12 protein-coding genes and 1 pseudogene are annotated in these 14,555 nt (G+C 66.1%); 2 read left to right on the forward strand and 11 right to left on the reverse strand.

Going from position 1 to position 14,555, the window contains the following annotated elements; translation table 11 throughout:
• Positions 1–220: 220 nt before the first annotated feature.
• The 4 genes from AC1RDS_RS06905 to AC1RDS_RS06920 all read right to left on the reverse strand — a co-directional run bounded on the left by AC1RDS_RS06905 (position 221) and on the right by AC1RDS_RS06920 (position 3,287).
• Positions 221–1,003 (reverse strand): SDR family oxidoreductase, encoded by a 783-nt coding sequence (locus AC1RDS_RS06905; protein WP_348682758.1) that lies wholly within the window; start codon positions 1,001–1,003, stop codon positions 221–223.
• 26 nt (positions 1,004–1,029) lie between these two features.
• Complete coding sequence (gene lptC, locus AC1RDS_RS06910) at positions 1,030–1,623, reverse strand: LPS export ABC transporter periplasmic protein LptC (protein ID WP_092701626.1); 594 nt, start codon at positions 1,621–1,623, stop codon at positions 1,030–1,032.
• A complete protein-coding gene (locus AC1RDS_RS06915) occupies positions 1,620–2,168 on the reverse strand; it encodes a KdsC family phosphatase (RefSeq protein ID WP_492226739.1) in 549 nt (182 codons plus the stop codon). Before AC1RDS_RS06915 ends, lptC begins: the two co-directional genes overlap by 4 nt.
• 123 nt (positions 2,169–2,291) lie before the next feature.
• Positions 2,292–3,287 carry a KpsF/GutQ family sugar-phosphate isomerase gene (locus AC1RDS_RS06920; protein WP_092701632.1) on the reverse strand — a complete coding sequence of 332 codons (996 nt, stop codon included), beginning with the start codon at positions 3,285–3,287 and terminating at the stop codon, positions 2,292–2,294.
• A 48-nt stretch (positions 3,288–3,335) separates the two neighbouring features.
• Between AC1RDS_RS06920 and AC1RDS_RS06925 the strand changes: the two genes are divergently transcribed.
• On the forward strand, positions 3,336–5,321 hold the full coding sequence (locus AC1RDS_RS06925; RefSeq protein ID WP_092701635.1) for a monovalent cation:proton antiporter-2 (CPA2) family protein: 1,986 nt from the start codon (positions 3,336–3,338) through the stop codon (positions 5,319–5,321).
• A 208-nt stretch (positions 5,322–5,529) separates the two neighbouring features.
• Here the strand turns inward: AC1RDS_RS06925 and AC1RDS_RS06930 are convergent, their stop codons facing one another.
• The gene (locus AC1RDS_RS06930; protein WP_348682759.1) at positions 5,530–8,586 is read right to left on the reverse strand and encodes an EAL domain-containing protein; all 3,057 of its coding nucleotides are present in this window, start codon (positions 8,584–8,586) and stop codon (positions 5,530–5,532) included.
• 102 nt (positions 8,587–8,688) lie between these two features.
• Between AC1RDS_RS06930 and AC1RDS_RS06935 the strand changes: the two are divergent.
• A pseudogene (locus tag AC1RDS_RS06935) lies at positions 8,689–9,061 on the forward strand (purine phosphoribosyltransferase family protein); the annotation flags it as partial.
• Here AC1RDS_RS06935 and AC1RDS_RS06940 read toward each other — a convergent pair.
• The 6 genes from AC1RDS_RS06940 to AC1RDS_RS06965 form a co-directional block, all read right to left on the reverse strand.
• Positions 9,030–9,869, reverse strand: a complete 840-nt coding sequence (locus tag AC1RDS_RS06940) for a hypothetical protein (RefSeq protein ID WP_348682760.1) — start codon at positions 9,867–9,869, stop codon at positions 9,030–9,032. The pseudogene AC1RDS_RS06935 and the gene AC1RDS_RS06940 overlap by 32 nt on opposite strands.
• Before the next feature lie 108 nt (positions 9,870–9,977).
• Positions 9,978–10,469, reverse strand: a complete 492-nt coding sequence (locus AC1RDS_RS06945) for a Crp/Fnr family transcriptional regulator (RefSeq protein ID WP_092697230.1) — start codon at positions 10,467–10,469, stop codon at positions 9,978–9,980.
• Positions 10,470–10,549: 80 nt separating this feature from the next.
• On the reverse strand, positions 10,550–11,971 hold the full coding sequence (gene mnmE / locus AC1RDS_RS06950) for a tRNA uridine-5-carboxymethylaminomethyl(34) synthesis GTPase MnmE (protein ID WP_348682761.1): 1,422 nt from the start codon (positions 11,969–11,971) through the stop codon (positions 10,550–10,552).
• An 81-nt stretch (positions 11,972–12,052) separates the two neighbouring features.
• Entirely contained in the window at positions 12,053–13,756 is a 1,704-nt protein-coding gene (yidC, locus tag AC1RDS_RS06955) for a membrane protein insertase YidC (protein WP_348682762.1), read from the reverse strand.
• A complete protein-coding gene (gene yidD, locus AC1RDS_RS06960) occupies positions 13,753–14,046 on the reverse strand; it encodes a membrane protein insertion efficiency factor YidD (protein ID WP_092697233.1) in 294 nt (97 codons plus the stop codon). Before yidD ends, yidC begins: the two co-directional genes overlap by 4 nt.
• Complete coding sequence (locus AC1RDS_RS06965; protein ID WP_092697234.1) at positions 14,043–14,519, reverse strand: ribonuclease P protein component; 477 nt, start codon at positions 14,517–14,519, stop codon at positions 14,043–14,045. The genes yidD and AC1RDS_RS06965 overlap by 4 nt, the downstream gene beginning before the upstream one ends.
• Positions 14,520–14,555: the final 36 nt, after the last annotated feature.

The following is a 14,555-nucleotide window of genomic DNA, read 5'->3' on the forward strand; positions in this document are numbered from 1 at the left end:
TCCCGCCTCGACGACCTGATCGAAGCTTCCCGCGCGAGGTCAAGCGATCGACACGCAGCAAGTACCCACCAAAAAAAATGCCAGTCAGGGCTTAACTGACTGGCATTGCCCTTCGGGGGCTTTTTTCATGGCCGGAAACTTGGGATGTTCGCGCCAGCGCGCCCAGCTTTCCGTAACCGGCACGCCATTCCAAAGACCGCCCTGCTCCCGCCCACCGCAGCTACGGCTCTGCGCCCTGGCGTTGCTTGCGGGGACGGCCGGCCAGCAGGGGGTCGAACACCGCGTTCGGAAGCATGCGCAGCAGCTTGGCGACCACGCCCATTTGCCAGGGGATGACACGGTAGCGCGCACCCGCGGCGATGGCCTTGAACGCGCGGTCGGCAAAATCATCGGCACGCATCAGAAACGGCATGGCATAGCGGTTCTGGCGCGTGAGCGGTGTGTCGACATAGCCCGGTGAAATGGTGACCACGCGCACCCCATGCGGGCGCATTTCGCCGCGCAGGCTCTCGCAATAGCTGATGACCGCCGCCTTGCTGGCGCAATACGCCCCATGCCCTGGCAAACCGCGAATTCCCGCCACGCTGCCGATTCCCACCAGGGTACCGCCGCGGCGTTGCACCATGCCCTCCACAAACGGCTGGAAGGTGGCCGCCATGCCGATGTTGTTGGTGGCAAAGGTGCGCGCCATGACATCGATGTCGGCACGGACGGCGGTGTCCATGCCCACGCTGATGCCGGCGTTGGCAACCACCACGTCGGGCAACCCCTGGCGCGCGATGCAATCCTGGCCTGCCGCCATGATGCTGGCGGGTACGGACACATCAGCACAATAAATTTCATAGCTATCGGCGCTGATACCTTGAGCGCCAGCCCATGATTTGATCTCTGCTGTGCGCCGTGCCACCAGCGCCAGCCGGTAGCCTTGCCGGTAAAAGCGCAGGGCCAGGGCCTGGCCAATGCCGCTGGAGGCACCCGTGATGAAAACAAGAGGAGCCGTCATGGGGGCCGCCTGGTGCTGCGGGCCAGCTATCGCGTCGCAGCGGGCATCAGCACGCCCCGCACACGCCCGCGCAGCTGGAGCACCTGGTCCAGGTTGTCATATTCCATGGCATCGGCCGTGAACCGGTCGTTGCCACGCGTGAGCACGACGGGCTGGTCGGAACGAACACGCTCGGCCTGGGTAAATGCGTGCAGGAATTCGCCACGGAACTCCAGGCGCGGCTGGACCTCGCGCGTGACCACCGCGTTGCCAAAAAGCTGAACCTCCGAGCCGTCGCCATTGCTCAGGGCGCGACGGGCCGTGGCCACGGTGAGCACGCCCTGCGGCGTCACCGATCGCATGCGCACGTTGTCGATCTCCAGGGTATCGGAGTCGGGATAATGCCGCCCCACGTCACCCGTCACCTCGCTTTGCATGCGCCCCGTGGCATCAAAGCTCTTGACCGAAAATCCCTTCATGAAATAGTCGGGCTCGTGCAGTTGGCTGGGCTCGCTCGCTGGTGGCAGGGGCGCGGGGGCATTGCGCACCAGCCACCAGGTGCCCATGGCCAGCAGTCCCATGAGGATGATCGGGAGATACAGCGTGAACCGCTCCCAGCCTTGGCGCAGCAAGGGGCTCATAGGGTGTAGCCCGCCAGCAGGGCTGCATAGCGGCCACTGGCCACCAGCAGCAGGTCGCAGAACTCGCGCGCAGCGCCCTCTCCGCCGCGCGCCTGGGTGGTGTGGTGGGCCACATGGCGCACCTCCACATGGGCATTGGCGGGTGCACAGGCCAGGGCACAGCGGCGCATGACGGGCAGATCCGGCCAGTCGTCGCCCATGGCGGCCGCCTGCGTCCAGTCCAGTCCCAGATTGGCCAGCATCTGCTCGGCGGCGGGCCGCTTGTCTTCGGTACCGAACACGGCATGCTCGACACCCAACGCCTGCAGCCGCAGGCGCAGCGGGGCCGAATCGCGGCCGGTGATCACGGCCGGGGTGATGCCGGCCTTTTGCAGCAATTTGAGACCGTGCCCGTCCAGGGTGTTGAAGCGCTTGAGCGTTTCGCCGGCTTCGCTGATGTACAGGCCGCCATCGGTCAGCACCCCGTCCACATCAAAAAAGGCCACGCGCACGCCCTGCGCCTGCAGGAGCAGCTCGGGAGGAAATTGCAGTACGGGCAGGGTCATTTCAACAAAGGGCATGGCAAAGGGGACAGTCACAGTCTAGGCCAGTGCACCCGTGGAACCGGCTTTGCCGGGCCACCGGGTGCGTCCCCCTCAGGGGGGAAGGCGCGCAGCGGCTCAGGGGGGTCATATGACTTTCGCGCGCATGAGATCGCGGATGTGGACCACGCCTTCCAGCGTGCCGTCGGCACCTACCACCAGCACGCTGGTGATGCCGAGGGTTTCCATCATTTCGGCGGCATTGACGGCCAGGGCGTCGGGCGCAATGCGGCGGGGTGTGGCATGCATGACCTGGGCGGCCGTGGCCGTGCGCAGGTCGGCGCCCGCTTCGATGCGGCGGCGCAAGTCACCGTCGGTGAAGATCCCCTGCACCTGCCCCGCGCCATCGACCACGGCGGCGCAGCCCAGCCCCTTGGCACTCATCTCCCGCATCAACGCACTGAACGAGGCCTCGGGCAGAACCCGGGGAACGGCGTCGCCGGAGCGCATGACATCGCTCACATGCGTCAGCAGCTTGCGGCCCAGGGCGCCGCCGGGGTGCGAACGGGCAAAGTCTTCCGGACGAAAGCCGCGCGCATCGAGCAGGGCCACGGCCAGGGCATCGCCCATGGCCAGTTGAGCAGTGGTGCTGGCCGTGGGCGCGAGGTTCAGCGGGCAGGCTTCGCGCTCCACGCTGCAGTCGAGCGTGAGGTCGGCGTGGCGGGCCAGCGTGGAGTGCGGGCCGCCCGTCATGGCGATCAGGGGCACCCCCAGGCGCTTGAGCACCGGCAGCAGCGCCGTGAGCTCGCCGCTTTCGCCGCTGTTGGAGATGGCCAGCACCAGGTCTTCCGCCGTCACCATGCCCAGATCGCCGTGGCTGGCCTCGGCGGGGTGCACAAAGAATGCCGGCGTGCCGGTGGACGCCAGCGTGGCCGCGATCTTGCGCCCGATATGGCCGCTCTTGCCCATACCCATGACCACCACGCGCCCCGCGGTATGCAGCACCCGCTGCACGGCCTGCACGAAACTGCCGTCCAGGCGTGCCGCCAGCCCCGTGAGGGCAGCGGCCTCGATGTCAAACGTTTCCCGCGCCAGGCGCAGGACCTGATCCGGATCAAGGGGGAAATGGGCGGCGGAAGTCATGCGCGGATTCTATCGACCGGGGTGCACGGGCTCGGATAGCATCGGTCCATGTCCTCACTCGCGCTGACCTTGCTGTACCTCCTGGCCGCAGTGTTGGGCGTGGTGGCGTGCCGCAGCCTCAAGCTGCCGCCCATGCTGGGCTACCTGGCCGCCGGGGTGCTGATCGGCCCCCATGCGCTGGCGCTGGCCCAGAACTCGGAAGGCGTGCGCCACCTCGGCGAGTTCGGGGTGGTGTTCCTGATGTTTGCCATCGGGCTGGAATTCAGCCTGCCCAAGCTGCGCGCCATGCGCCGCCAGGTGTTCGGCCTGGGGCTGCTGCAGGTGGGGCTGAGCATGCTGGTGGTCACCGCTCTGGCGCTGGCGCTGGCGCGCCTGGTGGGCGGTGTGTGGGAAATGCACTGGCAGTCGGCCCTGGCGCTGTCAGGCGTGCTGGCCATGAGCAGCACGGCCATCGTCGTCAAGCTGATGGCCGAGCGCTCCGAACTCGAAAGCGAGCATGGCCGCCGCGTGATGGGCATCCTGCTGTTCCAGGACCTGGCAGTGGTGCCCCTGCTGGTGCTGATTCCGGCCCTGGGCTCATCGCCCGACCACCTGCTGACGGCCCTGGGGCTGGCCCTGCTCAAGGCCGTGGTGCTGGTGGGCCTGCTGCTGTCGGGAGGCCAGCGCCTGATGCGCTGGTGGCTCACGCAGGTGGCGCGTCGCAAGAGCGACGAGCTGTTCATGCTGAACCTGCTGCTGATCACGCTGGGGCTGGCCTGGCTGACCGAGCTGGCAGGCCTGAGCCTGGCCCTGGGCGCCTTCATTGCCGGGGTGCTGGTTTCGGAGACCGAATACCGGCACCAGGTGGGCACCGACATCCGCCCGTTCCACGACGTGCTGCTGGGCCTGTTCTTCATCACCATCGGCATGATGCTGGACTGGCATATCCTGGTGGACCGCTGGGCGCTGGTGCTGGTGCTGGTCACGGTGCCGCTGCTGCTCAAGCTGGTGCTCATCCTGGTGCTGGCGCGCGCCATGGGCGCCACCACCGGGGTGGCCTTGCGCACGGGGCTGTACCTGGCGCAGGCGGGCGAGTTCGGCTTTGTGCTGCTGTCGCTCACGCAGAGCAACGGCCTGGTGCAGCCGGCGCTGATGAACCCCATTCTGGCGGCCATGGTGCTGTCGATGCTGGCCACGCCGTTTCTCATCATGTACAGCAACCGCATCGTGATGAGGCTGGTGGCCAGCGACTGGCTGCAGCAGTCGCTGCAGATGACCACCATCGCACGCAAGTCCATCAACACCAGCAAGCATGTGATCATTTGCGGCTTTGGCCGCTGCGGCCAGAACCTGGCCCGGATGCTGGACCGCGAAGGCATCCCCTACATGGCGCTCGACCTGGATCCCGACCGCGTGCGCCAGGCCGCCGCCGCCGGCCATTCGGTGGTCTACGGGGATGCCACCCGCCTGCAGGCGCTGATGGCCGCCGGCCTGGTGCGCGCCAGCGCGGTGGCGGTGACCTACCTGGATGTGCCGTCGGCGCTCAAGGTGCTGGCCAGCACGCGGACCCATGCGCCGCAGGTGCCCGTGGTGGTGCGCACCCAGGACGACCTGCACCTGGACAAGCTGCAGGCCGCCGGTGCCACCGAGGTGGTGCCCGAAGCCATCGAGGGCTCGCTCATGCTGGCCAGCCACGCGCTGGCGCTGGTGGGGGTGCCCATGCGCCGGGTGTTGCGGCTGGTGCAGGACCAGCGCGATGCGCGCTACCAGCTGCTGCGCGGCTACTTCCATGGTGCCGACGACGACACCGTGAACGAGCGCGACCAGGAGCGCCTGTCCACCATCACGCTGCCGCCCGGGGCCAAAGTCATCGGAGAGCCGCTGGGCGGACTGGCACTGCCCGCCATGGGGGTGCAGGTGGTCAATCTGCGGCGGGGCGACGGCCATCCGGGTGCCGCAGTGGCCGAAGCCTTGCTGGCAGCGGGAGACACGCTGGTGCTGTCGGGGCACCCGGCAGCGCTGGCGCTGGCCGAGGACAAATTGCTGCGGGGGTAGCTGGGGCCATCCCCCTGAGGCGCTGCGCGCCTTCCCCCTTCTCTCGGCTTCGCCGGGAAGGGAGACGATGCCCTCGCTGCGGGGCGGCCCTTGCTCGGCATCCCTGGCTGGGGGCGCGCCAGTTGCTGGGGTTGGCGCCAGAATTTGAATGAAATATCGCTCTAATTCTTATATATCAAGCGTCAATAGCTATATATTCAATAGCAATTTAGAGCAATTCCGCCGGCTCGGGCCGCCCGAACAGGTAGCCCTGGAACTGCTGGCAGCCGTTGCGCAGCAGAAATGCACGCTGCCCCTCGGTTTCCACCCCTTCGGCCACCACATCCAGCCCCAGGCTGCTGGCCAGCGTGATGATGGTGCAGGCGATGGCCGCATCGTTGGGGTCGGTCAGCACGTCGCGCACAAAACTCTGGTCGATCTTGAGCTGGTCAATCGGCAGGCGCTTGAGATAGCCCATCGATGAATAGCCCGTACCGAAATCATCCAGCGAAAACCCCACACCCAGGGTGCCCAGGGCCTGTATTTTCAGGATGCTGTCTTCCACGTCGTGCAGCATCAGGCTTTCGGTCAGCTCCAGCTTCAGCCGGTCGGGGCGGGCACCGGACTCGCGCAAGGTATCCAGCACCTGCTGCACAAACTGGGGGTGCCGAAACTCCTGCGCACTGACGTTCACCGCCACGCTCCAGCCGGCGGTGCGGGGCTGGGCCGCCCACAGCGCCAGCTGGTCACAGGCCAGGCGCATGACCCGCCGCCCCAGCGGCAGTATCAACCCGGTCTGCTCGGCCAGTGGAATGAAATCGTCCGGCGGCACCATCCCGCGCTGCGGGTGCATCCAGCGCACCACGGCTTCCGCTCCCAGCACATCGCCCGCCGCGTTCACCACGGGCTGGTAGTGCAGCAGGAATTCGTTGTGCTGCAGGCCATGCCGGATATCCCCTTCCAGCGCAGCCCGCGCGCTGGCGGCCGCCTGCATGGCGGGATCGAAGAAGCACAGCGTGTTGCGGCCCAGGGCCTTGGCCTGGTACATGGCCAGGTCAGCCCGCTGCAACAGTTCATGCACCGGCTGCTGCGCGTCCCGGAACAGCGCAATGCCGATGCTCGGCGTGCTGTGCAACTCGCGGTTATCCACCTCGAAAGGCGCATTCAGCGCGGCGATGATCTTCTGCGCAATGGCTTCCGCTTCGATGGCCGCCTCGGACTCCACCCCGTGCAGGTGCTGAAGAATCACCACGAACTCGTCACCTCCCAGGCGTGCCACGGTATCCACCGCCCGCACACAGGCCTGCAGGCGCGCGGCCACCTGAACCAGCAGGCGGTCACCCCATTCGTGGCCCAAGGTGTCGTTGATGGCCTTGAAGTTGTCCAGGTCCAGAAACAGCAAGGCGCCATGGCATCCGTCGCTCGCGCCACCCAGGGTGGCGTGCTCCAGCCGGTCGAGCAAGAGCCTGCGATTGGGCAAGGCCGTGAGTTCGTCGTAGAACGCCAGGCGCTCAATCTCGGCCTCTGCCTTCTTGCGTTCGGTGATGTTGCGCGCAACACCGCGATAGCCGGTGAACCGGCCTTCGGCATCAAAAATGGGTTCACCACTGATGGACACCCAGATCAGCGTGCCGTCGGCGGTGGTGCGCTGCATCTCGAAGTCATGAAAGACCTCGTGGGCTTGCAGCTGTTTGCGGTGCTTGCGCCACTGCCCCGGCGCCACGGCAGTCTCGGGCAGTTCCCAGCGGGTCAGCCCATAGTGCATTTCATCCGGGATACCCCGATCGCGCTCGGCCCTGCCGTCAAACCGGACAAACCGGAAGTCGGCATCCTGCTCCCAATACCAGTCCGAGGAAAGGTGGGTGAGGCTGCGCCAGCGCGCCTCGCTCTCGCGCAACGCCTGCAGCGTGCCCAGGTAGTCGCTCACATCCGTAAACGTGCGCACGCGGCCCCCCGCCTCCAGGCGCCGGGTGCGTACTTCCAGGAAGCGCCCGGCGCGGGTTTTGCGGATATAGGTCGCGGGCACATCGGGCCCGTCGATACGCCCACCGGTATGCCCAGATGCCACATAGGCCCGTGCGGGTGCTTCGACCAGTCCGAAATCGGGGCCGAAATCCCCCCGTTCGGCCTGGAATCGCACCACCTCGTCCACCAGCGGCTGCGTTTCCAGCAGCGCTTGCGGCAAATCGAGCAGCTCCAGATAACGCTGGTTGTAGACACGGATGCGTCCCGTCGCATCCACATTCGTGATGCCCTGGGAAACGCTGGCCAGCGTGCTTTCGAGCGCCCGGGTCTTCTCGGCCAGCAGTGCACTGGTGCGGGCCAGCTGGGATTCGACTTCGCTGCGCGCCAGCTCAGCCCGGCGGGCCAGCTCCAGCTGGCCCACCGTGTTGAGCAGCGGCTGCAGAAACTGTGCATCCGCCCTGGAGTAGCCCCCTGGGCGATTGGCCAACCCGACCATGGCGACCAGCGCCCCGGCGGCATGGATGGGCAAGCCCAGATAGGTTGCGACCACCGGATGCCCCTGCGGCACCCCGGCGCGGCGCTGATCGGTGCCGGGACTGTTGCTGATGACGGGCTCGCCCGTGCGCAGCGCAGCACCCATCAGCGTATCCAGATTGTCGAAAACCATTCCGTCCTGGACATGCTGGGCATGGTGGGCTCGCGAAGCGGTGTCCCAGCTGAGATCGGTCATCGCATGCACCCGCAGGAACGGCTGCCCCTCGGGCGAGTGCTGCACCTGCCCCACCAGGCCGAACATACTGTCGGTCAATGCCATCAACTCCTGCAGCACCGCGTCGAACGCAGCGCAAGGGGCGGTGCCGGCAATGAAGAGGGCCTGGACTTTCGAGATGGCCTGCAGCAAGCGGTGCTGACGCGCCAGCATGGCCTCGGCAGTCTGGCGAGCCCGCACGCCCGTGCTGCGCTCCAGCACCGCCTCGATCTGTGCGGGCAGCGCCAAGAGATGATCGCGTTGCGGTGTCTGCACCAGAAAATCACTGAACCCGTGCCGCATGGCCCGTGCCGCCTCAATCTCTTCTCCCGGGAGCACGATGACCAGGGCCGGCACCTCGCCAAGCCATTCCAGCACATCAAAGGCCGTGCCGTCTGCCATGCTGCGCGCCGCCAGCACGACATCGGTCTGGCGGCGGGCCAGTATCCCGCGGGCTTGCGCAAGGGTGGACGCCACTTCGACGGTCCAGCCCAGCCCGGGATCCACCAGCGCATGGACCACGGACTGTGCATAGACAGAATCACCATCGATCAAGAGAACAGAGATGGGCATGGGCCGATCCGGGATGCGCACCGCATGCAGCCGCAAAGCCGATGCGGTACAAGGAGAAACAAGAGTTACCCATTATGGGGTTGGCGCGGACTGCGCCGCGGCGGGGCCGTGGCGGCCTACCAGCTGAATGTGGGCTTCGCGCCCATCCGCAAGAAAGGCAAGCTGCCGTTCACCACCGTCGAGGAAACCTACGAGCTCGAATACGGTGGCGCCACGGACGAATTGCCCACCGACGCCGTCAAGGCGGGCGATCGCGAGCTGCTGATCGACGACTGATTGCCACCGGTGGTACCAGATGGCCGGCAAGAAACTGCTGCAAAAACCCGGTGCCACGGTCACCGGAGGTGCCGCCATCGTGGACTTGCCGGAGCTGGGCGGATCCCAACGTCTGCGCGTAGGGGGCCAGGGGGTATGGGCGGCCGATCCCGGCCGGCGCCCGTGTTTCAGTTCAGATCGCCGTACTGGGTACTGCTGAGATCGGGAAAGGGCCCGTCTGCACCCTGCATCACCGTGTCTTCAAAACCGGACGGCCGTGACGGTGCCAGCAGGGGGCCTGACCGCACCGGAACGCCCGGTTTGGTGGCCGCAGCAGGCGTGGCCCGGACACTGGCGGCATCCGACAGCGCCCGCTTGAACGCAGCCACTTCATCGGCCTCGATCGGATCAAACCGCTGCGCGGTGCGCGCCGCGGGGGCAGCAGCGGGGCGGGCCGGCGGCACTGGTGGCGCGGCATGGGCAACCGGGCGCACGGAAGGCGTCCGTACCGGCATGGCCGGCGCCACGGGGGCCGCGGAAACCACCGCAGACAGCGAAACCCCCTGTGGCGCAAGGCCTTGTTGCGGAAGACCCACCGCCACATGGTCGTTGATACGCCAGTAGACCGCCGTCACCAGAATGTCGTAGCGCGCCTTGGCAGTCTGGGCCACCAGCGCCTCGATCTCGCTGAGCCGCACGGTCTCTCCCCCAAACTCGCGGGCCAGGTCCATCATGACGAGAAACTGCCGGCCCCGCTGGTCCAGCGACAACACCTTGAACTTGTAACTGGCCGACAGCACACCGGCGCGGACCATGGCATCGCGCACCACGGTATAGAGCAGCTCCCGCCGTTCCATGCGCTCGCTCTTGCGGTTCGCCGCATGGTCCGCTGGCCGGGCGTCAAGGGCCGGTTTGCGTCCCGCAGCCATGGGGACGGCGGCATCCCCATGGAGCAAACCCGAAGGCTCCAAGGCCGAACGGTGCTTGGAGGTTTGGGCTTTGCGGCTAAACCAACTGAACAGGGACATGGTTTGCTTTCTGGGATAGCACCGGTAAACGATCTCATCGAGTTTACCCGGCACACTCCCGCCACCCCCCACACATCGCGGTGACAGGCGCCCGAAGCCCCCCCGGCGTCAGGTGGCCGCGACGCGGCGGCGGCGGTTACCCAGCCGTTTGGCCAGCACGGCGCCAGCGGCCATGGCCAGGCCCAGGGCAATGGCGGGCTGGCGGTTGGACAGTTCGGTGAAGCGCAACGCTGTCAGGCTCCAGAGCTTGGTCGGGACACCCCCTTGCACGGTGGCGCTGCGCGGGCGCATCGAGAAGAAGCCACCTTCTCCCACCACCGAACCCGGCCCCACGATCGCCAGCCGCAGGCGTTCTTTCTCGTCCTGGTAATGCACGCTCAGGCTGCCACTTTCGACCAGGTAAAGGGTTCTGTCGGACGCCCCCTGGGAAAACAGCACATGCCCTGCCGGCAAGGCATAGGGCTGCAGGTAGGCCGAGAGGGTTTCCCACTGCGCTGGCGTCAGGGGATTGGTCATGCTGTCCTCTGCGCTGGCCTGGGCAATCGCATTGAGCAGACCAGTGAGATCAATCTTGGATGAAATGGGCGTAATGGCATTCATGGTCTGCCGAAACTAACCTTGTAACAGAGCAGGCACAAGCACTCTTTACGTATGTTTACAACAAATGCCGACCGATGCTGTTACTTACCGATACAAAAGCTGGAGAAGATGACACCAAGCAAGTCGTCCGAGGTGAACTCGCCGGTAATGGTGCTCAGCGCGTTCTGGGCCAGCCGCAGCTCCTCCGCCAGAAGATCCAGCGCGGGGCCGCGCGCATCCAGCTGCGCTGCGGCTTGCGCCAGATGCGCCTGCACACTGCCCAGCGCCTGCACATGCCGCGCGCGGGCGATGTACACGCCCTCCGGCGCCGACTGCCAGCCCGCCACCTCCAGCAGGATGCGGCGCAAGGCATCCAGCCCCTCGCCCGTGCGGGCCGACAGGTGCACGGCGGCGCGCCCTGCGGCCTGGGGCGGCAGGGCACTGGGCACGCAATCGACCTTGTTCCACACATCGATCACAGGCACGGATGAAAGCAGTTTCTGGCCCAGTGCGCTTTCTATGTCTGCGTCGGCAGCTCTGTACTCGAAGGCATCCCAGCGCGCCAGGTCGTGCAGGAACAGCACCGCGTCGGCGGCCGCAATGGCGTCCCAGGCACGGGCGATGCCGATGCGCTCCACCTCATCGTCGCTGTCGCGCAGGCCGGCAGTGTCGATCACATGCAGCGGCACGCCCTCGATCTGGATGGTCTCCTGCACCTTGTCGCGCGTGGTACCGGCAATCGGCGTCACGATGGCCAGTTCGGCGCCCGCCAATGCATTGAGCAGCGAGCTCTTGCCGGCATTGGGCTGACCGGCAATCACCACCTTGATGCCTTCGCGCAGCAGCGCACCCTGGCGGGCACGCTGCATCACTTGCGCCAGCGTTTGCTCCAGTTGGAATAGCTGCCCACGCGCATCTGCCTTGCGCAGGAAGTCGATTTCTTCCTCAGGAAAATCCAGCGTGGCCTCGACCAGCATGCGCAGATGGATCAACGCGTCGCGCAGGGCGTGGATCTCTGCCGAGAATGCACCGGTCAGCGAGCGGCTGGCGCTGCGGGCCGCCGCCTCCGTGCTGGCATCGATCAGGTCGGCAATCGCCTCGGCCTGGGCCAGGTCGATCTTGTCGTTGAGGAACGCGCGCTCGGTGAACTCACCAGGCTGCGCCACCCGCAGGCTGGGCAGGCAAGGCATGCCCGTGGCAGCCTCCAGGGCGGCACCGGCTTCCAGACAGCGCGCCAGCAGCAGCTGCAGCACCACGGGGCCGCCATGGGCCTGCAGCTCCAGCACGTCTTCGCCGGTGTAGCTGTGCGGGCCGGGGAAAAACAGCGCCAGACCCTGGTCGATGGCCTGGCCCTGCGCATCGCGAAAGGGCAGGTAGGTGGCCTCGCGGGGTTTCAGCGCTCGGCCGCACAGGGCCTGCACCAGCGTGTCCAGCCCGCGCCCCGAGACACGCACGATGCCGACGGCCCCGCGCCCCGGGGCAGTGGCGATGGCAACGATGGGGTCATGGTGGCGAGCAAGCATGGTGGCGACTGTACAGGGTGGATGGAAATGAAAAAGGCCGCTTGCGCGGCCTTGGGGAACCCGGGGTTCAGCGACGCAAGGTCACTTGAACTTCGGCAGGTTGAACTGCGGAGGCACACCCATGCGGGTGTTGATGATCCACTGCTGCGCAATCGACAGGATGTTGTTCGTCAGCCAGTACAGCACCAGGCCGGCCGGGAAGAAGAAGAACATCACGCTGAAGATCAGCGGCATGAACCACATCATCTTGGCCTGCATCGGATCGGGCGGAGCGGGGTTCAGCGCGGTTTGCAGCAGCGAGCTGGCCGTCATCAGCAGGGGCAGGATGAAGAACGGATCTGGCGTGGAAAGATCGCGGATCCAGCCGATCCAGGGCGCGTTGCGCATCTCGACGCTGGACAGCAGCACCCAGTACAGCGCAATGAACACCGGGATCTGGATCATGATGGGGAAGCAGCCCCCCATCGGGTTGACCTTTTCCTCGCGGTAGATGCGCATCATCTCCTGCTGCATCTGCTGGGGCTTGTCCTTCAGGCGCTCACGCATCTCCGTGATCTTGGGGTTGATGGCCTTCATCTTGGCCATGCTGGCGTAGGCCTTGGCGTTGAGCCAGTAAAACGCGATCTTGAGCAGAAGCACCAGCGCCACGATGGACCAGCCCCAGTTGCCCAGCAGCTTGTGCAGCTGGTCGAGCAGCCAGTACAGCGGCTTGGACAGGATAGTGAGCCAGCCGTAGTCCTTGACGAGTTCGAGGCCGGGGGCGAGTTTTTCCAGGCTCGTCTCGACCTGCGGGCCGGCAAACAATTGCGCCTGCACCGACTTGCTGGCACCCGGCGCGATTTCCCCCACGGGCGTGATCATGCCCACCGAATACAGGTTGGCGTCCACCTTGCGCATGAACAGGTCGCGCTGGATGCCGTCGCCCAGCAGCCAGGCGCTGGCAAAGTAGTGCTGCACCATGGCCACATAGCCGTTGGTGGCGGTCTTTTCGATCTCGGCCTTGCCTTCTTCGATCTTCTTGAACTCGACCTTCTGGTATTTCTTGGCGTCGGTATAGACCGCCGGGCCGGTGAAGGTGGAATAGAACGAGGATTCGCCCGGCGGCTTGTTGCCATCACGCACCAGTTGCAGGTACAGCTGGGGGGTAACGGCCGCATTGCCGGTGTTGACAACCTCATGCTTCACCGCGATGTCATAGGCGCCGCGCTTGATGGTCCAGGTCTTGACCAGCTTCACGCCGCCCTGAACGGGCGACTCGAAGCGGATGCTCAGTTCGTCCTGTCCATCCTTGAGTTCGCGCGGACCGGGCACGGCCGTCATCACGGTCTTGTGCGTGGGAAAGTCGCCACCGATCAGGCCCGTCTGGGCCACGTACACCCGCGCAGCGCTTTCGTCGAACAGAACGAAGTTGCGGGTCTTGTCGGCCATGTCCACATGCTTGAGCAGTTCGGCATGGGTGAGCGAGCCGCCTTCGCTGTCGAAGGTGAGGCGATAGACGTCGGTGGTGACTTCGACGCGTTCGCGCACGGCGGGCGCTGCAGGCGCCGGCTGGCCAGGTACGGAAGTGACACCCTGCGGCGCAGCGGCAACGGGTGCGTTGGCGACCGGGACACTGGCGGCACCCGTGGCGCTGGACGCAGGGCCCGTGGCAGCAGGCGCAGTCACCGCCGGGGCGGAGGGGAAGAAAGTGGCCTTGTTGCCGTTGTGCAGTTGCCACTTGTCCCACAGCAGAACCATGGAAAAGCCAAAAATCACCCACAGAATGGTGCGGCGAATGTCGTTCATGAAGACTTCTTTGGTGAGGATGGTTGGGTGTTGGAAGGAGAAAGCCGCGAAAAAAGCCGCATGCTGCGCGGCAATTGTTGCGGGACCGGGTCATGGCCCCCGTCACACCAGGGGTGGCAGCGTACCAGCCTGCGCACTGTAAGGTAACTGCCGGCCGCAGCGCCGTGCCGCTCCAGCGCCTGCAGCGAATAGGCCGAACAGGTCGGCTCGAACCGGCAGGCCGAACCCAGCCAGGGGCTGAGGAACAGCCGATAGCCCTTGACCACGCCGATCAGCAACGCACGCATCATGGAGCCACCTGCGCCGGTGCTGGCACCTGTGCCACGACAGGGCGCCGTGCGGCGTGCCCAAACAGCTGCAGCAGCTCGGCCCGCACGGCCTGCTTGAGCGGGTCGGACGTGGCACTGAGAAACTGCTTGCGATCAAACGTGGCCCGCAAGCGCACGACATGGGCCGCCTGCGGCAAACGGGCCTCGAACAAGGCCGCCACGGCATGGATCTGCCGCTTGATGGTGTTGCGCGTCACGGCACGGCGCGCCCAGCGCTTGGGCACCATGGCACCCAACCAGACATCGGACACGCCAAACAGGGCCTGCGACCCTTGCACGGATGGCAAGGAGTCGGGCCCTGTGGAAGCAATGCCTGTCACGGCAGCCTTCTTAGCGTCCAGCACCAGACGGTGCAGCGCAAAGTGCGCCGTGCGGGAGACAGTGCCTCCCGCCATGGCCGCCTGGAACTGCGGACGGGTTTTCAGCCGTTGCATGCAAGCACCCCGTTTGGAACCTGACGGCGCAAACCG

The sequence above is a fragment of the Acidovorax sp. GW823-FHT02H02 genome, from assembly GCF_058797075.1.